This is a genomic window from Pseudophaeobacter profundi (genome assembly GCF_029697505.1).
Taxonomy (GTDB): Bacteria; Pseudomonadota; Alphaproteobacteria; order Rhodobacterales; family Rhodobacteraceae; genus Pseudophaeobacter; species Pseudophaeobacter profundi.
On sequence record NZ_JARJEF010000016.1, the window covers coordinates 1 to 23,320 of the forward strand.

Here is a 23,320-nt window from a genome sequence, read left to right on the forward strand (position 1 = left end):
TGGCCGGAAAACGGCCCTTCTGGATTGCGACGTGCGGACTCGATTATTCTCTCAATCCAGCTATCATCTGTTTCATCTACAACCTGCGCCCAAGCTTGTTTAAGGAAAAGGTATCTATGAAGTTGCGGTATCTTCTCTTGAATTTGCGAACTGGCCCATTGTTCTGGTCGTTGCGCTCCTAATGCTCGAAAAAGTTCGGTGAGCTGGTGGTCTTGATCAGCCATATTTATGTTCTCCAGCAGAGGTCAAAATCTGGTATCACGTTGTCATTGAAAGACATTCTTCACAACACCAAAGGAGCCTTTTGTTCGAGCCGCGGCATTGGTTGTTTTGGGCTCACTGCCGACATTGATGGCAAAAAGCCGCATTTGACAGCTTGAATGTCCGCTTCCGAGAAGTCGAGACGCAATTTGTGCATGTGCAGCAATGAGAGTCAGCCTCCCTTCGCACTGGTCCGCTTTGGGCTGGCTGATGTTAGCTGGCGGTTGGGACCAGGTGAGGTGTCACTGCGACCCCAGTGCCGCAGCGCCGCAATGCGGCAGTGAGCACATTGCAGACCATCGCTGTTGACGCTAACCTGTAACCGCGCACATCAATAAAAGAGCCAGCATGGTCGGTGGTCTGCGCCTCCAGTCCCTTATCCAAGAGTTAGGATGGCACATGTGTGACCATATGTTTGTCATAACCGGTGGTCCTGGTTCCGGCAAAAGCACTCTGATCGACGCCCTGCACAGCAAGGGATTTGCGTCAATGCCTGAGGCTGGGCGTGCGATTATTCGCGACCAGGTCCAGATTGGTGGAACCGCATTGCCTTGGGCAGACAGAGCCATGTTTGCCGAACTCATGCTCGGATGGGAGTTGCGGTCGTGGCACGAAGCATCTGCGTTGGAAGGACCGGTCCTCATGGACAGAGGAGTTGCTGATGTCGTTGGCTATTTGACGCTTTGTAGCCTTCCTACTCCCGACCATGTGGAGGCCGCCGCGAAAAAATATCGCTACAACAGCACAGTCTTCATCACCCCATATTGGGAAGCCATTTTCTGTCAGGACGCCGAACGCAAGCAGGATCGAGAGGAAGCTGAAGCAACTGGCCGGGTCATGGCTGATACTTATGCCCGTTTCGGCTACCAACTTGTCGAACTTCCCAAGGTGTCAGTCGAAGAACGCGTTGCTTTCGTCGTGGATCACCTAAACGAGGAATGATCGCTCCGTCCGCGTCTGGACCGTTCGACCGTGATTTTAGGCTGCTCTTGCGGCGAAGGGCGGCTTTTCCCTGTGCGCCTGCGGCATAGACCTTCAGTCATGCCGCCAAATCCCGCGACTTTGCAAAGGTCGCTATCTGCGCTTCGCTGACATCGTTCCAGGCGCAGCATCGCCTGAGCCAACTGAGCGACTCGAAGGTCCGCTCTTCGGAACCGATTTGCGGCTGCAGCAGAGCCTTCGCTGCGCCTGGTTCGGATGTCGCGATTGGGCTGATTACAGTCACATCCAGGCCCGTTTGAAATGGGCCTTTCAAACTGCCTTTAACGCCCCATTTGAAACGGCCTTGCAAAGCCTCAGGTCAGTGCGCTAGCGGGGCGCGCGGGGCTATCTGCTGCCCAAAATCGTTTGCTGCAAATATCTATGTCCAAAGTTGCAGAAATCCGTGTCCCGCTACAGCGGGGCTATCTGCTGCCCAAAATCATTTGCTGCAAATATCTATGTCCAAATTTGCAAAAATCCGTGTCCCGCTACAGTCCCGCTACAAACATATAATGAATTAAATCAGAACCTTACTCGCATTATGTAAAAAAGATTTACATAGACCCTTGAAGCCAGCCCACCCAGATCCGATATGCAGTAATGTGAAAGGCATTTACATCGTGCCAAACACGACAAGCCCGGTCGCAAGACCGCATAACCTGGAGACGGAACATGACAGCTATTACCTCCCCCACCCCGCCCCACAGTCAGCAGGGGTGGTTCACTCGTAGCGAGGCCTGGTTGGACCAAAAAGGCAAAGGTGCCTGGATTGCCGCCATGGTGCTTGGCTTTGTCTTTTTCTGGCCAATCGGCCTTGCCCTGCTTTTCTACATGATCTGGAGCAAACGTATGTTCAACAAATCCTGCCGTAGCCGTAGCCGCAAAGCCTGGGCCAGCCATGGAATGTCGGCAATGAAACCCTCTGGCAACTCGGCCTTTGATGCCTACAAGGAAGACACGCTGCGTCGGCTGGAGCAGGAGCAGCATGACTTTGAGAGCTTTATGCAGCGCTTGCGTGATGCCAAGGACAAGGCTGAATTCGACCAGTTCATGGACGAACGCAGCGAAATGCCCGAAACTGCCTCCGAGACCGGTGAGAACGACGAAAACGATCACGCCGCCAAGGCCCACTAGGGCCGACCGCTGGCTCTCGATCTGCGCACCAAGGCCCAAAGGGGCGGTGCGCGGGTCAATCCCTACCCTGAAACAACCTTGAAAGACCGCTCATGACCGCCCTGCCCGATCCCGATTACCAGGCTGAATTCTATGCTTCTGTTGCCCCCAAACGATTGGTCGCCTGGGTCATCGACAGTATCCTTATTTTCGGGCTTTGCCTTATTACCGTCCTCTTGACGGCCTTTGTCGGCCTGTTCATCTGGCCGCTGCTTTATCTGGTTATTGGCTTTGTTTACCGCGCCGTGACCATCGCCAATGGCTCTGCCACCCTGGGGATGCGCTTTGCCGGGATCGAACTGCGCGCCCTGAACGGGCGGCGTCTGGATGCCGGGCAAGCAACGCTGCATACAACCGGCTATTCGCTGTCCTTGGCCATTCCGGTCTTGCAGGTGATTTCGGTGATAATGATGCTGACCACCGCGCGCGGCCAGGGGCTGAGCGATTCTCTCCTCGGGACTGTCATGATCAACCGCCGCGCCTGAGCGCGGGCAGAGGCCCGACAAAAGGAGCCGCGGGCGCCTGATTTGACCGCCTGGGATAACGCGGCAGCGGCCCGGCCTTAACCTTGTCTCAATGCAGGCTTGCACAGGGCTGGGCCATTGATATCCTGTACGGGCCTCTTATGATCAAGAAAACCCTCTGCACAACAAGGCCCAGATGCGCCATACACTTCCAATTGCTCCTCAGTTCTATGTTACTGCGCCGCAGCCCTGCCCCTATCTGGAAAACCGGATGGAGCGGAAGCTGTTCACGTCGTTGCAGGGGGATGGCGCCGAGCAATTGAACAACAGCCTGTCACAACAGGGGTTTCGCCGCTCGCAGAATGTGCTTTATCGGCCCTCCTGTTCCGAGTGTTCAGCCTGTATGTCAGCGCGGATCGATACCAGCGCCTTTACCATGACCCGCAGCCAAAAGCGCGTTTTGAAACGCAACGCCAACCTGCAGCGGCGCGCCACCTCGCCCTGGGCGACAGAGGACCAGTACAGCCTGTTTCGCCGCTATCTGGACAGCCGCCATTCCGATGGCGGCATGGCGGATATGGATGTCTTTGAATATGCCGCGATGATTGAGGAAACGCCGATCCGCACCCGCGTTATAGAATATAGCGAACCGCAGTTCAGCGAACTTGTTGCGGTGTCTTTGACGGATGTGCTCGAAGATGGGCTGAGCATGGTCTATTCCTTTTACAACCCGGATCAGCCGCAGAATTCGATTGGCACCTATATGATCCTTGATCATATCAGGATCGCGCAGGAAAGTGGCCTGCCCTATGTCTATCTTGGCTACTGGGTGCCGGGCAGCAGCAAGATGGCCTATAAGGAAAAATTTTCAGGCCTTGAGATCTATCATCAAGGCAGCTGGAAACAGATGCAGGATCCTACTGATTTTACCGAAAGCACCCATCCGCTGTCGGCAGATCCCATTGCCGAACAGGTGGCCAATATCCAGTTGCCGCAATCCCCGCTGCACCGCAGTCGCTAACCCGCCTCGCCTGGCGGCTGGCCTGCTATATCCTCCCCCCTAGACCTAATGTTGGCTGGCTGCGTCCGCTCGGGCGGCGCTGGGGTGCCTGTACCGCTCAGTAGTGCGGTATGCGGCGCGAACCTCAGGCGGGTCTCCGTCGGCATAGAAAAAGGGCCCCTTTCGGGGCCCTTTTGGGTCATGTCACACATGCCGACAGGTTAGTTCGGGATCAAAGCCGGCACGATGGTCACGATCGAAGGGAAGAACCACAGGATCGCCAGACCCGCCACCTGGATCAGCACGAAGGGCAGAACCCCGCGATAGATATGCCCCGTCGTCACCTCTTTGGGTGCCACCCCGCGCAGATAGAACAGCGCAAAGCCAAAGGGTGGGGTCAGGAAGGAGGTCTGCAGGTTCACCGCCACCATGATCGTCACCCATTTGGGGTCAAAAGACCCGCCATAGATTACCGGCCCGACAATTGGGATCACGATGTAGATGATCTCAAGGAAGTCGAGCACGAACCCAAGGAAGAACAGCACCAGCATAACGATCAGGAAGACCGTCAGCTCGTTGTCAAAGCTCTTCAGGAACTGCTGGATATAGTGTTCACCACCAAATGAAATCACCACCAGGTTGAGCAGCTGAGAGCCGATCAGAATGGTGAAGACCATGGAGGTCACCTTGGCAGTTTCCCGCACCACTGGGGTCAGCACGCCACCTTTGAACAACACCCAGCAGCCATAAAGCAGACCAAAGAGCGCATAAAGATAGGCACCATAGGCAAAGAAGAAGGCAATCCAGCTTTCAAAGCTGACATTTTCCTGATTGATCCGCAGATCAAAGTTCACCCCGATCAGGATTGCAATCATCACCGCAAAGGTCGCCCAGATGATGATCTTGCCGGAACGCCCCTCATCCTGCAGGCGACGATAGGCCGCCAGCATGATCGCCCCACCGGCCCCAAGCGCCGCTGCCGGCGTCGGGTTGGTAATGCCACCCAGGATAGACCCCAGCACCGCAACAATCAGAACCAGCGGTGGGAAAACCACCCGGATCAGGTCATTGCGGGCACATCGCGCCGCTGCTTCACGGGCGCCATAAAGCGCCAGCAGGAACGGCAAGGCCATCAGCAGAACCGTCACACCTGGTGTCGTCGTTGGTGCCACCAAGAGCACATCAACCAACAGAACCAGCAGCAGGCCAATCGCCCCCAGGATCAGTGGTTTGACATCCCTTGACGGCGCCACACCGCGACCGATCGCCAGCACAAGCCCCAGCATGACCACAAGAATGGTAATCCCAGTGCCAATTGGCGCGGCATTTGCAATCTTGTCGACCTGGGCCTGGGCGAACTCTTCCTCTGTCAGCTTGGTTGCCTGGGCAACCCCACCAGAGGCGTCGATCGCCACCTGTTCCGCAACCGCTGCATCCCAGGCCTCTTGGCCGTGCAGATCGATCATGGCGGCCTGACAGTCAGGCCCCACATTGGTCCGCAGCGACGCGGTCTGCCCCGCATCGGAAAAGGCCGAAACCGTGATATTCTGCGACCCGATCACGCCGAAAGAGCCGAGAAGCATGGCACCACCGATGATGGCAGCAGGTGCGCCGAGGAACCACAGCAGGGCCTCATTGCGGGTGACCGGCTCGTTCGAGCTGGCTTCCAGCGCCACAGCCGGGGCCTTTTCCGGGTTCAGCATCGCATAGCCAAAGGCATAGAGCGCATAGAGCAGCGCCAGCATGATCCCCGGCAGCAGCGCCGCCTGGAACAATGTCCCCACCGAAACCACGGCAGGTTCACCCAGATAGGTCAGGGCGTCGGAACAGCCGACATCCATCGCACGGCTTTCCTGCGCGGTAGAGTAGAGATCCCCCGCCAGGGTGCCCAAGAGAACGATGACGATTGATGGCGGAATGATCTGCCCCAATGTGCCAGAGGCCGCGATGACCCCGGTAGCCAGTTCCGGCGAGTAGTTGTTGCGCAGCATGGTGGGCAGAGCCAGCAGGCCCATGGTCACCACAGTTGCCCCAACAATCCCGGTAGACGCGGCAAGGAAGGCCCCAACCACAACAATGGAAACCGCCAGACCACCAGGCAGTGGGCCAAAGACCCGCGCCATTGTGGTCAACAGGTCATTGGCGATTTTTGACCGTTCCAGGGTGATCCCCATCAGAACGAACATCAAAACCGCCAGCAGGGTTTCAATGGAGGCCCCCGCCAGAACCCGTTCGTTCATCCGGTTCACGATGAAGGAAACGTTGCGGTCCATCGCATATTCCCAGCCCTGCGCAAAAACAGGTTCTGCAATGCGTGGGAGCTCTGGATAGCGGAAGACCGAAATGACATCGGGTTTCACCCCGCTGTTCACCAGATCCTGATACACCGCAGACGATGTATCAATAGCTTGGTGGATCAGCAGCCCGGCGCTGTCGAGCGCCGCGATGATCCCGAAGGAGATGATACCAGCACCGCCGATGGCAAAGGCCACCGGGAAGCCGGAGAGGATGCCTCCGAAAAGGCATAGGAATACGATGAGCAGGCCGAGTTCGACGCCATCAAGACCGAAAAGCATATCAGCTGTCCCTTAGGTTAATGAGCGCCTTCATAGGCTTCTTCGCCCTCTCCAAGGGTATCCTTGTCGAGGTATTTATTTTCACTGCCCTGTCCTTCGATGAACTCCAACAGGGAGCGATAGAAGAAGGCGGCAGCATGTACAAAGACGATGCCAGCGAATGTCACCAGCAAGATCTTGAAGAGAAAGTAACCGTTAAAGCCATTCGGGCTAAAGCCGATGGTTTCAACGTTCCAGCGCAGCGCGCGGGCCTTCATCACCAGGCGTTCCAGGCTGTCAGAGGCCGAAGGCTTCGGCACGATGAGATGGCGCCACAGGAAGTACCAGCCATACATCCAGGTCAGCACGGCCGCAGGCATCATGAAGATCAGAGACCCTACCATGTCGACCACCTTCTTGGCGCGGAAACTGATGCCGGAATAGATCAGATCCACCCGCACATGCCCGCCCTGCACAAAGGTGTAGGTCACACAAAGGCAGACCACCAAGGCATTGTAGAGCTTCAGTTCTTCGGCAAACCAGCTGATGTCTTTTTCAACCGCAATGCCAAGACCAAAACTCATCTCTGGGCGCGCAAAGATCCGCTGCATAAAGACGATGATGATCTGCTGGATCACCATGATCAGACCCGCCCAGGCAAAGAACCGCCCGATGCCGTTGGCAAAGCCTTCCAGCACCCGAACCATGCCCCACATGAACTGGCGTCGATAGATACCAATAGCCGTCAGGATCAGAAACAGGGTGAAGACCACAAAAAAGAACTCGACCGAGCCGCCATAGTAAACAAAGCGCATGATCGAGGCCTTGTCAGACCAATCAAGCCAGAGCTGCGGGTGGGTTACGGCGTAGCCGAAATTATAAAAGGCGCCGGCGATGTTCTGGACCAGCCAGATCAGGCCGTTGAACAGAGCGCCGAAAAAGGAAATGCCTGTGTCGTCCTGCATTGTTCCCTCGGATGATTGCATGCGGCGGGTTGGAGGCGCGGTTTGCTCAGCATGAGCATCCTATGGGAATGACCCCTGCCTTCTGGCCTGCGGCAAAAATGAAAAAGGGACCCCCCGCGCCCGGCGGGGGGTCCAAAAGATGCGTCAGGGGCGATTAGCCCAGAACGCGGTCGCGCTGTGCGGTGTACACACCGGACGACAGGTTCTGCCAAGCGGAAGAAGACTTCATCGACTTCATCGCGCTGTCGTGGATCTTCTTGAACAGGTCGTCGCCCATGTTTTCGTCCATGACTGCTTTCGAAGCCGCACCGAAAGCATCCCAGACGGAGTCAGGGAATTCCATGACCTTGACGCCACCAGCCTGCAGACGCTGCAGCGCAGCACCGTTGTTGGCCAGGAACTGTGTCAGGTTCCACTGGTGGCATTCACCAGAGGCGATTTCGATGATCTTCTGATGCGCAGGCGACAGGCTTTCAAAGACGTCACGATTGGTCGCAACCGACAGACCGGCACCTGGCTCGTGGAAGCCGGCGGTGTAATAGGTCTTGGTGATTTCCTGGAAACCGGCTTTTTCATCCGCCCAGGGGCCGATCCACTCGGTGCCGTCGATGGCACCGGAAGACAGTGCCTGATACACTTCGGAACCAGGGATGTTCTGAACCGAGGCACCCAGTTTACCCAGGGCTTTGCCGCCGAGGCCAGGCATACGGAACTTCAGACCGTTGAAATCTTCGGGGCTGTTGATCTCTTTCGAGTACCAGCCGCCAGCCTGGGCGCCGGTGTTGCCGCCGAGGAAGGATTTCAGACCAAAGATCTGGCCCAGCTCGTCGTGCAGCTCCATGCCGCCGTCCTGGTAGTACCAGTTGGCCAGCTCGGTTGCTGTCATGCCGAAGGGCACAGCGGTAAAGAAGGCATAGCCTGGGTGCTGACCAACAAAGTAGTAGTCGGCGCCGTGATACATATCGGCCTGACCGGAAGACACCGCGTCAAACACTTCAAACGCGCCAACCAGTTCACCGGCTGCTTTGATGTCAACGGTCAGCTGACCATCGGACATGGCGGTGACATTGTCGGCAACGCGCTGCGCGGCGTCAAACACGCCTGCCAGACCGCGGCCCCAGGTGGTGACCATGGTCAGGGTGCGCTTACCCTGTGCATAGGCCGGTGCGGCCAGAGTGGTTGCAGCTGCGGCGGTCCCGCCCAGCGCAGAGGTTTTCAAAAAAGAACGACGATCCATAATAGTGCTCCTCCCATAAGTAGTCCCTATGTCCGGCTTTGGCCGAACGGATCTATTCGAGTGGCGTCAGCCTAGCGGCGGAATGGCGCTTGTGAATACCTAGTACTGCGTAGGCGACGCAAAAACTGGCCATTCCTGAATGCTGGACCGCCAATTTTTGCGAATCCGTCGCGATTTCACGACCCGACATGGCAAAATGCCAATGCCAGGTCTTTGATTCGGTTGCGAGATTGCGTAACGATTCGGCGCATGGCTAATTTTCGCATGATTTTTCGACCAAACTACGCACAGAAGCTCTCAATTCTGGCGACGCTGCCGCTTGTGGTTGCGGTGGCGGCGATTGCCCTGCTGATCGCGTTTGAGTCGCGCAGCTCTGCCGAGCGCGAAATTCAGGCCCTGCAACAGCAGCTCTTGGCGGCCAAAAAGGCCGAGCTGCGTAACTATGTGACCCAGGCGCGCAACGGGTTTTCCTTTATCTATGGCCGCGCCGCGCCCGACGACGAAGAGGCCAAGCAACAGGTGACGCAGATCCTGTCTTCTATGATCTATGGCGCCGATGGTTTTTTCTTTGTCTATGATTACGACGGCACCAATCTTGTCAGCCCGCGTCAGACAGAGTTCATAACCCGCAACTGGACCGGCCTGAAGGACAGCCAAGGCACCCCGGTGGTAGATGAATTCATCCGTCTGGCCCGACAGGGGGCGGGCTGGCATAGCTTCATGTGGCAAAAACCTTCGACCGGAGAAGAGGCGCGCATGATCGCCTATGTTGTCGGCCTGCAAGACTGGCAATGGGCCGTCGGCACTGGCGTCTTTATCGACGATGTGCTGGCCACGGTTGCAACTGCCCGTGCCGAGGTGGAATCGCGGGTGCAGCGCACGTTCTACTATACCGGGGCAATTGCGCTGGCAGCGCTGGTCGTTGTCTTTGCCTCGGGCATGGTGCTGAACATCCGCGAACGCCGCCTTGCCGATGTCAAACTGAAAGAGCTGACCCAGCGGGTTTTTGACACCCAGGAGGAAGAGCGCAGCCGGGTGGCGCGCGAATTGCACGATGGTATCAGCCAGATCCTGGTCGGCGTGCGCTATACCCTCGACACGGCCAGTCGGCAGCTCAAGCGTGGCGAACTGCAGCGCGCCCTCCCGCCACTGGACAAAGGGATCGAAAACCTCGCCACCGCCATCACCGAAGTGCGCCGGATCAGCCGTGATCTCCGGCCCGGGGTGTTGGATGATTTGGGGCTGGGGCCAGCGCTACAGGCGCTGACGGATGATTTTGCCCAGCGCACCGGTATTGCCTCCAACTTCAGCACGGTGGTATTTCGCAACCGGCTGGATGCCGAAGCCAAGATCGCGCTCTACCGGATTGCCCAAGAGGCGCTGATGAATATCGAACGCCATGCAGACGCCACAGAGATGTCGATGGATCTGCGCGGCCACGCCAAGGGGGCGACGCTGCGGATTTCTGACAATGGCACCGGCCTGCCCCCCGAACAGGACCGCACCGGGGCGGGCATTGGCCTGCGCAATATGCAGGAACGCATAGAGCAACTTGACGGCACCTTACGCATTCTGTCATCACGTGGCACCCAGAGCGGCACAATGATCGAAGCCATCCTGCCCCTGAGCCACCTGCTGGCACCCGGGGAAAGCCTAAGCGATGAGCCGCGGGTCAAATCATCCTGACGTCACCAGCCCCGGGGGTCGGCGACTGGCGATACCGCTACCAGCGGCCAGAGAAAGGCCAAAGGAAAAGACATGACTGATGTAACGCGCGTTTTGATCGTCGATGACCACCCCATGGTGGCCGAAGGCATCCAGTCCATTCTCGAGAGCTATGACGACATCGAGGTGCTGGCCTGCCTTGTGGATGGGGTCGAAGCAGTGGAACAGGCCGCCGCCCTGGCACCGCATGTTATCCTGATGGATCTCAACATGCCGCGCCTTAGCGGGCTGAGCGCCACCGAGCTGATCCTGGAGCGCCTGCCCGAAACCCGGATCGTGATCCTGTCGATGCATGACAGCCCCGAATATATCTCAACCGCGCTGAGCCATGGCGCCATGGGCTATATCCTGAAGGATGTACCCACCGAAGAAATCAAGCAGGCGATTGACGCGGTGGTGCGCGGAGAGCGTTATCTCTGTACCGGAGCGGAAGGCTCGCTCAAACCCAAAGATGGCGAGACACGCGAGGCCCTTACCGGGCGCGAACAGACCATTCTGCTTGAATTGGCGCAGGGAAAATCCAACAAGGCAGTCGCGCTAACCCTGGATATCTCGGTACGCACGGTCGAAACCCATCGCAAGAACATCAAGCGCAAACTGGGCATTTCCTCGACCGCAGGCCTGACCCGCTATGCCCTGGAACACGGCGTTTTGCAGGGCACCGGACACGAGTTTTAATCCGGCGCAGGTGTTTTCAGCCGAAATGGCCCGCACATTTTTCCACTAATTACAATAAAAACCTTCACCACGCAACAAAATGTCCCAAATCAACTCTTTTTCAGTGTCTTTGCCTGTTGACGCCCCGTTCCAGCAGACATAATGTCCGCTGCAACGTAGTACAGTAGCACACAGGGAGAGCCTGGCCATGACCAGCCTAGTCGTAATTGTAGGAACCAAGCGCATGGGCCGGTAACGGTAGACCACAATCAAACCCATGCGCCTCCCCTTGAATAAGCGGAGGCTTTTTTTATGCGTAATGGACGATGCCGCCAATTGGAGCAAAAAGCAGATGACACGTGAAATGACCGGCGCAAAAATGGTAGTCGAAGCCCTGAAGGAACAGGGCGTGGACACAATCTTCGGATATCCCGGTGGCGCCGTACTTCCGATTTATGACGAAATTTTCCTGCAAAATGACATTCGCCACATTCTGGTGCGTCACGAGCAGGGCGCGGTCCATGCCGCCGAAGGCTATGCCCGCTCCACCGGCAAGCCCGGCGTTGTCTTGGTGACTTCGGGGCCTGGGGCCACCAATGCGGTGACCGGGCTGACCGATGCGCTGCTGGATTCCATTCCGCTGGTTGTGCTTACCGGCCAGGTGCCAACCTTCATGATCGGCTCTGATGCCTTTCAGGAGGCCGACACCGTTGGCATCACCCGCCCCTGCACCAAACACAACTGGCTGGTGAAAGACACCGACAAGCTGGCTGCAACCCTGCACGAAGGCTTTCATGTCGCCACCTCTGGTCGGCCCGGCCCCGTTTTGATCGACATCCCCAAGGATGTGCAGTTTGCCACTGGCACTTATCAGTCGGCGAAACCAACCGGTTCGCGCTATCAGCCGACCGTCAAGGGCGACATGGATGAGATCACCGAGCTGGTCGCCGCCATCGAGACCGCCGAGCGGCCCGTATTCTATACCGGCGGCGGCGTTATCAACTCTGGTCCTGCCGCCTGTCAGCTGCTGCGCGAACTGGTCGATGCCACCGGCATTCCGATCACTTCGACCCTGATGGGGCTTGGTGCCTATCCGGCCTCGGGCGACAACTGGTTGGGTATGCTGGGGATGCATGGGCTTTATGAGGCCAACCTGGCGATGCACGACTGCGATCTGATGATCAATGTCGGCGCCCGGTTTGATGACCGTATCACTGGCCGCATCGACGCCTTCAGCCCCAATTCGCAAAAGGCCCATATCGACATCGACCCCTCTTCGATCAACAAGGTGATCCGCATCGACATTCCCATCGTTGGCGATGTGGGCCATGTGCTTGAAGATGTGCTGAAAGTCTGGAAATCGCGTGGCCGCAAGGTCAACCGCGAGGCCATTGCCAAATGGCAGGAACAGGTCAGCGAATGGCGCAAGGTCAACTGCCTGGCCTATGTTGGGTCGGAAAAAACCATCAAGCCGCAGTATGCCCTGCAGCGGTTGGAGGCCCTGACCAAGGACCATGATCGCTATATCACCACCGAAGTGGGCCAGCACCAGATGTGGGCAGCGCAGTATCTCAACTTTGAAGATCCCAACCGCTGGATGACCTCCGGTGGCCTGGGCACCATGGGCTATGGCTTCCCGGCCTCTATCGGGGTGCAGATGGCGCATCCGGATGCATTGGTGATCAACGTCGCCGGCGAGGCCTCTTGGTTGATGAACATGCAGGAAATGGGCACCGCCGCCCAGTATCGCCTGCCGGTGAAACAGTTCATCCTCAACAATGAACGCCTTGGCATGGTACGCCAGTGGCAGGAGCTGCTGCACGGGGAACGCTATAGCCATTCCTGGTCTGAATCGCTGCCCGATTTTGTGAAACTGGCCGAAGCTTTTGGCGCCAAGGGCATCATTTGCTCAGATCCGGCAGATCTGGACGATGCGATCATGGAGATGATCACCCATGATGGCCCGGTGATCTTTGATTGCCTGGTGGAAAAGCACGAAAACTGCTTCCCGATGATCCCATCGGGCAAGGCCCATAATGAAATGCTGATGGGAGAGGCCGACACCCAGGGCGCCATCCAGGCTGGCGGCGCGGTTCTGGTTTAGGCCTGCCATTCACCACATGCGCCGGGCGATCACGCCCGGCGCCCAGTTTGGCCCCCGTTGGCCGCCCTTCGAGGCCCATAGGCCCCATGGCATGAATTTTAGAAAGGGACATCAATGTCTGCCCTACACATCAAAAAAGGCTCTACCCGGCATTCTGCCTATAACCTACGCCCAACCTTTTCCGACCAGGAAGAAAGACACACCCTGGCCGTTCTGGTCGAAAACGAACCCGGCGTCCTTGCCCGTGTGATCGGCCTGTTTTCCGGGCGTGGCTACAACATCGAAAGCCTGACCGTCGCCGAGGTCGATCATACCGGCCATATGTCACGCATCACCGTCGTCACAACCGGCACGCCGCAGGTGATCGAACAGATCAAGGCGCAGCTGGGCCGGATCGTCTCGGTACACGAAGTGCATGACCTCACCGTTGAGGGTGACTCGGTTGAACGAGAGTTGGCGATTTTCAAGGTGGTGGGCGATGGCGACAAGCGGGTCGAAGCCCTGCGTCTGGCCGATATCTTCCGCGCCAATGTCGTCGACAGCACCCTGAACAGCTTCATTTTTGAGATCACTGGCGCGCCGGAAAAAATCGATGCCTTTGCCGATCTGATGCGCCCGCTGGGCCTGACCGACGTGGCACGCACCGGCGTTGCCGCCCTGCTGCGCGGTAGCTGAGACACTGCAACCGCTGCCTTTTCCAGTATCAAGGCCAGTCTTCGGACTGGCCTTTTTCATTGGGATTTTGGCCGATACGCGCCAGCGCATCAAGCGCAGGATGAGCCGTCAGGCACTGCGCCGCCGTCTGGTATGCCGGGTGGGAAAGCGCACGACCTTCGGGTCGTCACGCGCCAGAGCTGGCCCCTGCGACCAGGACGTCGGCGGCACCGGAAAGCCGCCCTGCCCTGCATCACAGACCGCAATGTCCAGGCTGTGATCTTCCCAAGATGCAACAAGGTCATCCGCAGGCAGCGGCATGCCACCGCGCCCACAGGCAACAAGATCGGCAACCAGCTCTGGGCAACCAGGTTCCTCTAGAACCCGGAGATCGCGCGCCAAACGCAGATCAGAAGCCAGGATCAACTCAAAGCTCACCCAATCGCCAATACCTAATTTGTGGTCTTCACAGGTGCCCCGATGGATATAGAAGGCCAGGTCTCCCTGGTCTTCACACCAGATAACACCCTTCCCGGCGGCAGCATCACTCCAAAGAACTATTCCAATCATTTCGGACCTCGTATCTTGGGTAATACAAGTGTGCTGCAAATGAAGGGATTAAACATCGTCAAAACTGCGTCGAACCATTGCTTTTTGTGTCACCCCGGCTAGTCTTCTGACACAGAATTGAACCAGGATGTCACGAATTCGTATCCACTAGACCCCGACAGCAACAGGACACATAGCGCCAGATGCCAGAACCCCACGACGGAAAAGATCAAACCGATGGCGGTCGGGTCCGGTCGCCAGTGCAGTTGCGCAATATGTTTGGCACCAATCTGCGTCAGCTGGCGCAAAACTATCCGTCGATTTCTGAACTGGCCCGCCGCCTAGAGATCAACAGAACCCAGTTTAACCGCTACATGTCCGGCGAAAGCTTTCCGCGCCCAGATACACTGGACCGGATCTGCGCCTTCTTTGACGTGGACGCGCGCATCCTGCTTGAGCCGGTCGACACAATCGGGCGTCAACCGGTGGTGCTGGACAACCCCTTTCTCGCCGGTTTTCTGGGCCATGGTATCTCTCAGTTGACTGAGGCCATGTTCCCAACCGGATTTTACCGCTTTACCCGGCGCAGTTTCATTCACAGTGACAAATTCATCATTGGTCTTGTCTATGTGTTCCATTCAACCAACACAGCCACATTCATCAAAGGCTATGAGGCCCGCGACTCCATGCGCTTTCAGGGCTTGCCGGAAACGCCGAGGATGCGCGAATTTCGCGGCCTTGTAACCGCGCATGAAGATGGTGTCGCCTTTGTCCTCTCGCGGCGCAATGCGATGACCTATTCTTTCAACTATCTGTCACGGATCAGCTCGATTGAGAATAACTTCTGGCTTGGCTATGTCGCGCGCACCGTACGCGATGGCAGCGGAGAGCGGGTCACCCGCATGGTCTACGAACATCTTGGCCAGAAAATGGGGCCGGCGTTGAATACCGCCCGCAGCGCAGGCTTTGCCGATGCCGAAGATCTGCAACCCTATCATCGCCATCTGTTGCGCCCGGACGATCCGTTTTACTGACCTGCCGCTCTGGCACATCGGGGCAGCGGTCAATGCGTTGTCAGTGGGCGATCAACCGGTAGAGGTGCCAGGTTGCATGCCCCAGCAGCGGCAGAACAAGGAACAACCCGGCAAACCCCGGCAACAGCGCCGCAAAGGTCAAGACCGCGATCCCCAGCCCCCAAAGCATCATCAGCAGAAAATTGCGCTGCACATAGGTAAAACTGGCAATCATTGCAGTGACAAAATCCACCTCCCGGTCCAGCAGCAGCGGCAGGGAAATCACCGTAATCATATAGAGAAGCAGCGCAAAGAGGGCGCCAACCAGGCTGCCAGCCGCCAGCATCATCAGGCCATTGGCGGTCAAGAACACCTCTAGCGAGCTGGAAATATTGGTCATCGTTGTCAGCCCCAGAAACAGGGCAAAAATCATGTGGCCAAGGAAGAACCAGAACAGAAAGACCACGATGATGATCGCACAGATCGAGGGCAACTGGCGGCGGCTCTGATGCAGGATCACCCCCAGAATGGCAGAGGGGTTCATCGGTTCGCCCTGCTCCAGCCGGTGCGACACTTCATAAAGCCCCACGGCGGCAAAGGGGCCAATCAGCGGAAAGCCAATGGCCGCAAGCACCAGCCAAAAGGTGGTGCCCGTTTGCAGGGTGATCCAGCTCATCAACCAGCCCGCCGCCACATAGACCCCGGCAAAAAACAGCCCATAGGCGGGCTTGCGGCAAAAATCCTGCCAGCCAAGGACCAGCGCCTGTTTCAGAATATTCGCCTGCATTGGCCGCAGCTCTGGCAGGCCAAAGGGTTTTTCCGCCATCTGTGTTCTCCTCCCCAGAAGATTTGATCTCTATCGGCCTGGACTGTGGGTCTTTGGCCGCATCAACTGTTCGGCGCAGATCCTGGTGGTGGCGACTTTTGTGGCCAGCCGGTTGCCTGATGATAGGCTTGGCCCAGCGCCAGCAACTGGCGATCCTGCCCCTGGCGCGCAAAGATTTGCAGCCCCATTGGCAACCCAGCCGCACCAAAGCCGGCAGGCACCGCCAGGCAGGGCAGCCCCAGAAGGCTGACCGGGGTGACCACCTGCATCCAGCGATGATAGCTGTCCATCTCTGTGCCTGCGACCTCGCGCGGGTAATCCTGGGTCAGCGCAAAGGGCCAGCACTGTGCCGTGGGCAGCACCAGCGCATCAAAGTCTTGAAACAGCTCGCTCGCCCGGCGCTGCCAATTGGATCGAATATCAGAGGCCGCCTGGATCTGCTGAGCACTGAAGGCAAGGCCGCGCTCCAGCTCCCATATGGCGGTGTCTTTCAGCGCTGCGCGCTGCTGGTCATCGAACAGGCGTAGCCCCGCTGCCACCGCAAAAGAGCGCAGGGTGATCCAGGACTGCCAGATTTGCTCTGCCGGAAAGGGCGGCGCCACGGGTTCAACCCGGTGACCCAATGCTCTCAGATCCTCCAACGCGGCGCTACAGGTCGACAGGATGCCTGCCTCCATCGGGAAGGCACCGCCCCAATCGCCCAGCCAGCCAATGCGCTGCGGCTTGGCATCCGGCAGCGGCAGGGTGGCAGAACTGCCCCGCGCCTGCGGTTGGCGCGGATCCGGCCCCGCCATCACATCCAGCAACAGGGCAATGTCCTGCGGACTGCGCGCCATCGGCCCCACGGTGGACAACGGGTGTAAAAACAGATCGCCCTGCGGCTCTGCCGGGATCCAGCCCCAGGTCGGGCGAAACCCGTAGACATTGCACCAGCCCGCCGGATTGCGCAGGCTGCCCATCATGTCAGATCCATCCGCCAGCGCCACCAGCCCGGCTGCCAACGCCACCGCCGCACCGCCCGACGATCCGCCACAGCTGCGCGCCGGATCATAGGGATTGCCGGTGGCACCATAGACCGGGTTGAAGGTCTGCGAACCCAGGCCAAATTCCGGCGTATTCGTCTTGCCGATCATAATCGCCCCCGCAGCCCGCAGCCGCGCCACGAACAGCTCATCCGCATCAGGGATGAAATCCTTGAACAACGGCGACCCCTGGGTCGAGGCAATGCCCCGCACATTGGCCAGATCCTTGATTGCCAGGGGCAGCCCGTGCAGCGCGCCGCGCTCGGCCTTCTGATCCGCAGCTGCAGCCTCGGCCATCAGTTCAGCGCGCGGGCGCAGGGCAACAACGGCGTTCAGGGCGGGGTTCAGCGCGTCGATCCGATCCAGTGTCGCCTGCATCACCTCTACTGCGCTCAGGGCACCAGTATTGAGTTGCTGCACCAATTCTTGCGCGGATCCATAGGGGTCGTACATTGCAGTCCTGCTCCTGACTTATTTGAAAATCAGCCTAGCGGGCAAAGGCACGCCTGAAAAGCCGCACCCGCGCTGCAGCTTTCATTTTCACTAAAAATCAGTGTGATGCGCCGCCGAGCTGACGACGCGCCCGAGGCAGATAAAAACGGGCGCAAGAGTTTCCTCACGCCCGCCAGGTCGTCCCCAAAGCTGTACCGGGGCAAACCCCGGCGTCACACTGCGCCCGCTTGGCGCTAGTCGCCCTGCGCTTCAGAACGGCTCTTGCCGGCCACGTTCAACGCCAGGGTTGCCGCCATGAAGCCATCCAGATCACCATCCAGCACCCCCTTGGTGTCCGAGGTTTCATGGTTGGTGCGCAGATCTTTGACCATCTGATAGGGCTGCAAGACATAAGACCGGATCTGGCTGCCCCAGCCTGCATCGCCCTTGTTTTCATGCGCTTCGTTGATGGCAGCGTTACGCCGGTCCAGCTCTTGCTGGTACAGCCGCGATTTCAGTGCCTTCATGGCAATATCACGGTTCTGATGCTGCGATTTTTCCGACGAGGTCACCACAATCCCGGTGGGGTGGTGGGTGATCCGCACCGCAGAATCGGTGGTGTTTACGTGCTGCCCCCCCGCACCAGAGGAACGATAGGTATCAACACGGATATCCGCCGGGTTCACTTCGATGTCGATATTGTCATCCACCACCGGATACACCCAGACAGAGCTGAACGAGGTATGACGCTTCGCAGCCGAGTCATAGGGCGAGATACGCACCAAGCGATGCACGCCGCTTTCAGATTTCAGCCAACCATAGGCATTATGGCCAGAAATCTTGTAAGCCGCTGATTTTATACCCGCTTCTTCGCCCGCGCTCTCCGATTGCAGCTCAACCTTATAGCCCTTTTTCTCAGCCCAGCGCACATACATCCGCGCCAGCATAGAGGCCCAGTCGCAGCTCTCAGTACCACCGGCACCAGAATTGATCTCAAGGAAGGTGTCATTACTGTCAGCCTCACCGTCCAGCAGGGCCTCAAGCTCTTTCTCCGCCGCCGTCTCCTTCAGCGCCTTCAGCGCCTCTTCGGCATCCGCGATGACCTCGCCGTCCTCTTCCATCTCCCCCAGTTCGATCAACTCGATATTGTCCGCCAGATCCTGTTTGATGCCCTTATAGGTATCAATGGCATCGACCAGGTTCTGCCGCTCGCGCATCAGTTTCTGCGCCGCCTCGGCATCATCCCACAGATTGGGGTCTTCGACCCGCGCGTTGAACTCCTCCAGGCGATATTCGGCCGTTTCCCAATTCAGACGCTGAGCCAGAAGCTCCAGCGACTTCTCGATCTCGGCCACGGTGTTTTGGGTTTCAGCGCGCATGTCATGTCCTTGAACTACGTATCAAGCAAGGGTGATAGACCACGCGGCCCCTGCGGGCAAGCAGCGCACCGCCCCCGGCCCAGGGAATTCAAACCGCCCCCGGCGTCATGGCCTCGCAAAACCCGACAGCTGGCTTTGCAAGCTTACCAATAGTGACACCCCAACATGACGGATGGCAAGCCGACTGGCCTTTCTGGAAAAAGCGGCTTTCGAAGTGGCAGCAACGGCAATGATTCGCGCCCTTGTCAGGATGGGAACATCGCTGATCGCCAGCTCTGACAAGGACAGCCTGCCTCGCCGCAGCGCGAGGCAACACAGATACAGGCCTTATGCCGTACGGCCCAACGCAGCCTGCACCTACCGCTTTCATCTTACCAGAAATACCTCCGCCGGAGGCATGAAAACGTCGCACGCCGCAGGCGGGCGCAGGCAGGATGGCTTGTCCCCTGCCCTTAGTACTGCCCGCCCGACGTGATGGTACCAAAGGTGGCCTTGGGGCCCAGCACCGCAGTGCCACCGCTTGAGGTGGTGACCTGACGGCCAGACTGTTGCACCTCTTCCAGCAGCGGCAGATCCGATCCCATCGCAAAACCACCATCAAAGGCGAGACCAAAGATCGGCTCGGCGCCATCGCGGAAATACTCTGCCACCACATAGGCACCAGAGGCGCTGTCGGGCAGACGTGCGCCTGTGTAGCGGTCGATCTTGATGAAATGACCGCCCTCAGGCACCTCAAACGGGCCACCGCCAAATTTCTCAGTCGCGACCTCCATGAATTGCTGGAAAACCGGGCCACACATGGTGCCACCATAGGCACCGCGGCCCATCGGCCGTGGCTGGTCAAAACCCATATAGCAGCCGGCGACGATATTGGAGGTAAAGCCAACAAACCAGACATCGCGGGAATCATTGGTGGTGCCAGTCTTGCCCGCCGTTGGCACCGGCAGGTCGATCACGCTAGAGGCCGTGCCGCGATCCACCACCCCCTTCATCATAGAGCTGAGCTGATAGGCTGTGATCGGGTCCATCACCCGTTCGCGATTGGTGACAATACGTGGTGCCTGCCCCGCTGCCAGGCCGGGGGCGGAACAATCGACGCAGTCGCGATCATCATGGCGATAGATGGTGCGGCCATAACGGTCTTGCACCCGGTCCACCAGGGTCGGCTGCACCCGCTCGCCGCCATTGGCAAACATCGCATAGGCCGCCACCATTTTATACAAGGTGGTCTCTTCCGCCCCCAGCGAGTTGGCAAGGAAAGGCCCCATATCATCATAGACGCCAAAGCGTTCCGCGTAGCCCGCGACCACCGGCATGCCAACCTCTTGTGCCAGACGAATGGTCATCAGGTTCCTGCTTCGCTCAATCCCGGTGCGCAGCGGTGTAGGGCCATAAAACTTGTTGGAAGAGTTCTTGGGGCGCCACAGGCCCTGCGGGGTGTTGATCTCGATCGGGGCATCCACAACGATGGTCGCCGGGCTATAGCCGCTGTCCAGTGCCGCCGCATAGACAAAGGGTTTGAAACTGGACCCCGGCTGTCGCTGCGCCTGGGTGGCGCGGTTGAACACCGAATGCTGGTAGGAAAACCCGCCCTGCATCGCCAGAACCCGGCCAGTGTTGACATCCATGGCGACAAAGCCGCCCTGCACCTCTGGCACCTGCCGCAGGGACCAGTGTTTCAGGCTGCCGTCTTCGCCACGCACGGCGCGCACCAGTACCACATCGCCGCGGCTGATATTGTCCTTGAAGCTGCCCTTCATCCACTTGATATCATCGCGCGGCACCTCACCGGTGCCCTCTTCGCCTTCGACGCCAACCACCAGGGCCTTGTCGCCCACCTCCAGCGCAACCGCTGGCAGCCATTTGCCGCCAAGGGTGATGTCGCGTGGAACCTCTGCCGACAACAGCGCCGCGCGCCAGCTGGCTTCATCCGCCAGGTCTGCCTCTTCCAGGGTCACACCAGTGCCAATCCAGACACCGCGTGAGCGGTCGTATTTTTGCAGGCCGGTGCGCAGCGCATCTGCCGCTTCGGTCTGCATCTCGGCATCAATAGTGGCCCGCACAGACAGGCCACCGGTGAAGAATTCTCCCTCGCCAAAGTTTTCCGACAACTGGCGGCGAATCTCATCCGAGAAATAATCGCGCGGCGGCAATGTGGTGCGGAAACTGGGGAAATCGCCATTCTGCACTGAACGCAGCGGCTGTTCGACTTCAACGTCATACACCGCCTGAGAGATGTAGCCGTTCTCGCGCATCTCGCGCAGCACATAGTTGCGGCGCGCCAGCAGACGCTCCCTCTGGCGGACCGGGTGATAATCCGACGGCGCCTTGGGCATAGAGGCCAGCGCCGCCGCCTCATGTGGGGCCAGCTCGCCCAGGGTTTTGTTGAAATAGGTCTGCGCCGCAGCCGTCACACCGTAGGAATTCTGTCCCAGGAAAATCTCGTTCAAATAGAGTTCCAGAATCCGTTCCTTGTCGAGCGTCTCCTCCAGCCGAGTGGCCAGGATGATCTCCTTGATCTTGCGCGCGGCACGGCGGTCGCCGGACAACAGGAAGTTTTTCATCACCTGCTGGGTAATAGTCGAGGCCCCGCGCACATTATCCCCGCGCGAGCGTACCGCCTCGAAGGCGGCGGCGGCGATACCGCGGGCGTCATAGCCATGGTGGCTATAGAAATTCTTGTCCTCGGCGGAAATAAAGGCCTGCTTCACCAGATCGGGAATATCCTCTGACGGGGTGAAAAGGCGCCGTTCCTTGGCAAATTCGTCAATCATCCTCCCCTCGCCCGAATAGATCCGGCTGATGGTGGGCGGTTGGTACTGCGACAGGGATTCATGGCTGGGCAGGTCGCGACCATAGATCCAGAATACCGCCCCAAGGGTCAGCGCCACCATGGCAATGCCAAGGGTGATGGTACTAAAGATGGATCCAAAGAAGGATAGTATAAACCTGAGCACGGATGCGGCCTTTCTCGCGAGGTGTCGCCTATATAGGAGCCCGGGGGCGTGGGGTCAAAAGCACAAACAGCGGAAAAATGCCATAGAAGGGGGAAAAACCGCCTCAGACGCCCCGCGGATCATATCTAGACTGCTGCGGCTATTGCCGGACCAGGGCGCGCTGCGCGTCATCCCGGATACGCCAATCGATCAACCCCTTCAACATTGCCGCCGCAGTCTGGCGGCGCCAGGCGGGGTTTTGCAGGTTGGCCAGGTCGCGGTCGCTGGACAGAAAGCCGATTTCAACCAGAACCGATGGGATATCTGCCGATTTCAATACCGAAAAGCCGGCCGAGCGCTGTGGTTTGCGGTTGAGAGGACCACCCTGCGCCTGCAACCCGGCCACCAGCGCCTGCGCCAAGGCAATGCTGCGCGGCTGGGTTTCCTGCCGGGCCAGATCCAGCATCACCCCGGTTACCTTGTCATCGGTATGGCTCAGATCGGTGCCCGACAGCAGATCGGCCCGGTCATGGCGTTCGGCCAGGCTTGCCGAGGCTGCATCCGTTGCCTCGGCTGACAGAGTATAAACGGTTGTGCCCTGCGCGTGGCCTTGGGTCAGGGAATCCGCATGCAACGAAATAAACAAATCTGCCCCGGCCTGATGGGCCAGCGCCGTGCGCCGCTCTAGCGAGACAAAGTAATCGCCATCGCGGGTGACCTGCACCGCAAATTGACCGGATCGGACCAGAACCTCGCCCAGCTCCAGCGCGAATTGCAGCATCAGATCCTTTTCCATAATCCCGCCTGCCGCCTCGGCACCGGGATCAATGCCGCCATGACCGGGATCAAGAACCACCAAAAGGGGGGCGTTTTCATCTCGTTGCGGGACAATATCCAAGGCCTGCGGCACCGGAAGATCCCAGCGTGCATCATGTGGCGCCCCTGATACTCTGGCAAAATCTTCTGCATCGCTTGGCGCCAGCGAAATATCCAGCACCGCCGCCGATGTCACCGGATCCACCGCAAGCGCCGCCGCCTCTACCGCCATCGGCCCAGACAGGGCCAGCACCATGCGCGACCAGCCCGGCACATAGGTGCCAAACTTGACCGAGGTAATCTGCGCCCCCGACAGCAGCTCGTCAGATTTCAGCCCGGTCCAGTCGACCTCTTGAAAATCCAACACCAACCGGGGCGGCCCGTCCAGGGTGAACAGCCGATAGGGCACCCCCTGGCTCAGCCCAAGGCGGATATCAGCCCCAGCTCCCGCATCGGCAATACGCGACACTGCGGGATCGACACGGGCCAGACCGCTAAAGACTTGCCCGGCAGCGGCCCCCTGCGCGCGGGCCTGCGATATCATCAGCCCACCGCTGCCCCCCCCCATGCA

General features: G+C 58.6%; 19 protein-coding genes. 9 read left to right on the forward strand and 10 right to left on the reverse strand.

What is annotated here, in order from left to right:
• On the reverse strand, positions 1–224 hold a 224-nt coding region (locus P2081_RS18385; protein ID WP_278924263.1), incomplete at its 3' end, for a hypothetical protein.
• Positions 225–660: 436 nt separating this feature from the next.
• On the opposite strand from P2081_RS18385, the gene P2081_RS18390 reads away from it, so the two are divergent.
• The 4 genes from P2081_RS18390 to P2081_RS18405 all read left to right on the forward strand — a co-directional run bounded on the left by P2081_RS18390 (position 661) and on the right by P2081_RS18405 (position 3,900).
• Complete coding sequence (locus P2081_RS18390) at positions 661–1,203, forward strand: AAA family ATPase (protein ID WP_278924264.1); 543 nt, start codon at positions 661–663, stop codon at positions 1,201–1,203.
• Positions 1,204–1,914: 711 nt separating this feature from the next.
• Complete coding sequence (locus P2081_RS18395; RefSeq protein WP_278924265.1) at positions 1,915–2,376, forward strand: DUF2852 domain-containing protein; 462 nt, start codon at positions 1,915–1,917, stop codon at positions 2,374–2,376.
• Between the two features lie 92 nt (positions 2,377–2,468).
• Positions 2,469–2,900 carry an RDD family protein gene (locus P2081_RS18400; RefSeq protein ID WP_278924266.1) on the forward strand — a complete coding sequence of 144 codons (432 nt, stop codon included), beginning with the start codon at positions 2,469–2,471 and terminating at the stop codon, positions 2,898–2,900.
• Positions 2,901–3,075: 175 nt separating this feature from the next.
• Positions 3,076–3,900, forward strand: coding sequence for an arginyltransferase (locus P2081_RS18405; protein ID WP_278924267.1), 825 nt, complete (start codon positions 3,076–3,078; stop codon positions 3,898–3,900).
• Positions 3,901–4,100: 200 nt separating this feature from the next.
• Here P2081_RS18405 and P2081_RS18410 read toward each other — a convergent pair whose 3' ends face one another.
• From P2081_RS18410 to P2081_RS18420, 3 genes are all read right to left on the reverse strand, one after another.
• Positions 4,101–6,455, reverse strand: a complete 2,355-nt coding sequence (locus P2081_RS18410) for a TRAP transporter large permease (protein ID WP_278924268.1) — start codon at positions 6,453–6,455, stop codon at positions 4,101–4,103.
• A gap of 17 nt (positions 6,456–6,472) precedes the next feature.
• Positions 6,473–7,399, reverse strand: a complete 927-nt coding sequence (locus P2081_RS18415) for a TRAP transporter small permease subunit (protein ID WP_278924269.1) — start codon at positions 7,397–7,399, stop codon at positions 6,473–6,475.
• 154 nt (positions 7,400–7,553) lie between these two features.
• Positions 7,554–8,636 (reverse strand): TRAP transporter substrate-binding protein, encoded by a 1,083-nt coding sequence (locus P2081_RS18420; RefSeq protein WP_278924270.1) that lies wholly within the window; start codon positions 8,634–8,636, stop codon positions 7,554–7,556.
• A gap of 249 nt (positions 8,637–8,885) precedes the next feature.
• Here P2081_RS18420 and P2081_RS18425 point away from each other — a divergent pair, with 249 nt between their 5' ends.
• The 4 genes from P2081_RS18425 to ilvN all read left to right on the forward strand — a co-directional run bounded on the left by P2081_RS18425 (position 8,886) and on the right by ilvN (position 13,797).
• A complete protein-coding gene (locus tag P2081_RS18425; RefSeq protein ID WP_278924271.1) occupies positions 8,886–10,322 on the forward strand; it encodes a cache domain-containing protein in 1,437 nt (478 codons plus the stop codon).
• Between the two features lie 72 nt (positions 10,323–10,394).
• The gene (locus tag P2081_RS18430) at positions 10,395–11,039 is read left to right on the forward strand and encodes a response regulator transcription factor (protein WP_278924272.1); all 645 of its coding nucleotides are present in this window, start codon (positions 10,395–10,397) and stop codon (positions 11,037–11,039) included.
• Between the two features lie 331 nt (positions 11,040–11,370).
• Positions 11,371–13,122, forward strand: coding sequence for an acetolactate synthase 3 large subunit (locus P2081_RS18435; RefSeq protein WP_278924273.1), 1,752 nt, complete (start codon positions 11,371–11,373; stop codon positions 13,120–13,122).
• 114 nt (positions 13,123–13,236) lie between these two features.
• Entirely contained in the window at positions 13,237–13,797 is a 561-nt protein-coding gene (gene ilvN, locus P2081_RS18440; RefSeq protein WP_278924274.1) for an acetolactate synthase small subunit, read from the forward strand.
• Positions 13,798–13,905: 108 nt separating this feature from the next.
• On the opposite strand, the gene P2081_RS18445 is transcribed toward ilvN, so the two are convergent.
• A complete protein-coding gene (locus P2081_RS18445; RefSeq protein ID WP_278924275.1) occupies positions 13,906–14,346 on the reverse strand; it encodes a hypothetical protein in 441 nt (146 codons plus the stop codon).
• A 254-nt stretch (positions 14,347–14,600) separates the two neighbouring features.
• Between P2081_RS18445 and P2081_RS18450 the strand changes: the two genes are divergently transcribed.
• Complete coding sequence (locus P2081_RS18450) at positions 14,601–15,359, forward strand: helix-turn-helix domain-containing protein (protein WP_278924304.1); 759 nt, start codon at positions 14,601–14,603, stop codon at positions 15,357–15,359.
• 40 nt (positions 15,360–15,399) lie between these two features.
• Here P2081_RS18450 and P2081_RS18455 read toward each other — a convergent pair whose 3' ends face one another.
• The 5 genes from P2081_RS18455 to P2081_RS18475 form a co-directional block, all read right to left on the reverse strand.
• Positions 15,400–16,164 (reverse strand): DUF2189 domain-containing protein, encoded by a 765-nt coding sequence (locus P2081_RS18455; RefSeq protein ID WP_278924276.1) that lies wholly within the window; start codon positions 16,162–16,164, stop codon positions 15,400–15,402.
• A gap of 62 nt (positions 16,165–16,226) precedes the next feature.
• Complete coding sequence (locus tag P2081_RS18460; RefSeq protein WP_278924277.1) at positions 16,227–17,639, reverse strand: amidase; 1,413 nt, start codon at positions 17,637–17,639, stop codon at positions 16,227–16,229.
• Between the two features lie 233 nt (positions 17,640–17,872).
• Entirely contained in the window at positions 17,873–18,997 is a 1,125-nt protein-coding gene (prfB, locus tag P2081_RS18465; RefSeq protein ID WP_278924278.1) for a peptide chain release factor 2, read from the reverse strand.
• A 452-nt stretch (positions 18,998–19,449) separates the two neighbouring features.
• A complete protein-coding gene (locus P2081_RS18470; protein ID WP_278924279.1) occupies positions 19,450–21,954 on the reverse strand; it encodes a penicillin-binding protein 1A in 2,505 nt (834 codons plus the stop codon).
• Between the two features lie 139 nt (positions 21,955–22,093).
• The gene (locus tag P2081_RS18475) at positions 22,094–23,293 is read right to left on the reverse strand and encodes an N-acetylmuramoyl-L-alanine amidase (protein ID WP_417701026.1); all 1,200 of its coding nucleotides are present in this window, start codon (positions 23,291–23,293) and stop codon (positions 22,094–22,096) included.
• Positions 23,294–23,320: the final 27 nt, after the last annotated feature.

Excerpts from the sequence above, each read along its gene's own strand:
- P2081_RS18390 (WP_278924264.1), top strand. The coding sequence starts at position 661 with ATGTGTGACCATATGTTTGTCATAACCGGTGGTCCTGGTTCCGGCAAA.
- P2081_RS18395 (WP_278924265.1), top strand. The coding sequence starts at position 1,915 with ATGACAGCTATTACCTCCCCCACCCCGCCCCACAGTCAGCAGGGGTGG.
- P2081_RS18400 (WP_278924266.1), top strand. The coding sequence starts at position 2,469 with ATGACCGCCCTGCCCGATCCCGATTACCAGGCTGAATTCTATGCTTCT.
- P2081_RS18405 (WP_278924267.1), top strand. The coding sequence starts at position 3,076 with ATGCGCCATACACTTCCAATTGCTCCTCAGTTCTATGTTACTGCGCCG.
- P2081_RS18410 (WP_278924268.1), bottom strand. The coding sequence starts at position 6,455 with ATGCTTTTCGGTCTTGATGGCGTCGAACTCGGCCTGCTCATCGTATTC.
- P2081_RS18415 (WP_278924269.1), bottom strand. The coding sequence starts at position 7,399 with ATGCAGGACGACACAGGCATTTCCTTTTTCGGCGCTCTGTTCAACGGC.
- P2081_RS18420 (WP_278924270.1), bottom strand. The coding sequence starts at position 8,636 with ATGGATCGTCGTTCTTTTTTGAAAACCTCTGCGCTGGGCGGGACCGCC.
- P2081_RS18425 (WP_278924271.1), top strand. The coding sequence starts at position 8,886 with ATGGCTAATTTTCGCATGATTTTTCGACCAAACTACGCACAGAAGCTC.
- P2081_RS18430 (WP_278924272.1), top strand. The coding sequence starts at position 10,395 with ATGACTGATGTAACGCGCGTTTTGATCGTCGATGACCACCCCATGGTG.
- P2081_RS18435 (WP_278924273.1), top strand. The coding sequence starts at position 11,371 with ATGACACGTGAAATGACCGGCGCAAAAATGGTAGTCGAAGCCCTGAAG.
- ilvN (WP_278924274.1), top strand. The coding sequence starts at position 13,237 with ATGTCTGCCCTACACATCAAAAAAGGCTCTACCCGGCATTCTGCCTAT.
- P2081_RS18445 (WP_278924275.1), bottom strand. The coding sequence starts at position 14,346 with ATGATTGGAATAGTTCTTTGGAGTGATGCTGCCGCCGGGAAGGGTGTT.
- P2081_RS18450 (WP_278924304.1), top strand. The coding sequence starts at position 14,601 with ATGTTTGGCACCAATCTGCGTCAGCTGGCGCAAAACTATCCGTCGATT.
- P2081_RS18455 (WP_278924276.1), bottom strand. The coding sequence starts at position 16,164 with ATGGCGGAAAAACCCTTTGGCCTGCCAGAGCTGCGGCCAATGCAGGCG.
- P2081_RS18460 (WP_278924277.1), bottom strand. The coding sequence starts at position 17,639 with ATGTACGACCCCTATGGATCCGCGCAAGAATTGGTGCAGCAACTCAAT.
- prfB (WP_278924278.1), bottom strand. The coding sequence starts at position 18,997 with ATGCGCGCTGAAACCCAAAACACCGTGGCCGAGATCGAGAAGTCGCTG.
- P2081_RS18475 (WP_417701026.1), bottom strand. The coding sequence starts at position 23,293 with ATGATATCGCAGGCCCGCGCGCAGGGGGCCGCTGCCGGGCAAGTCTTT.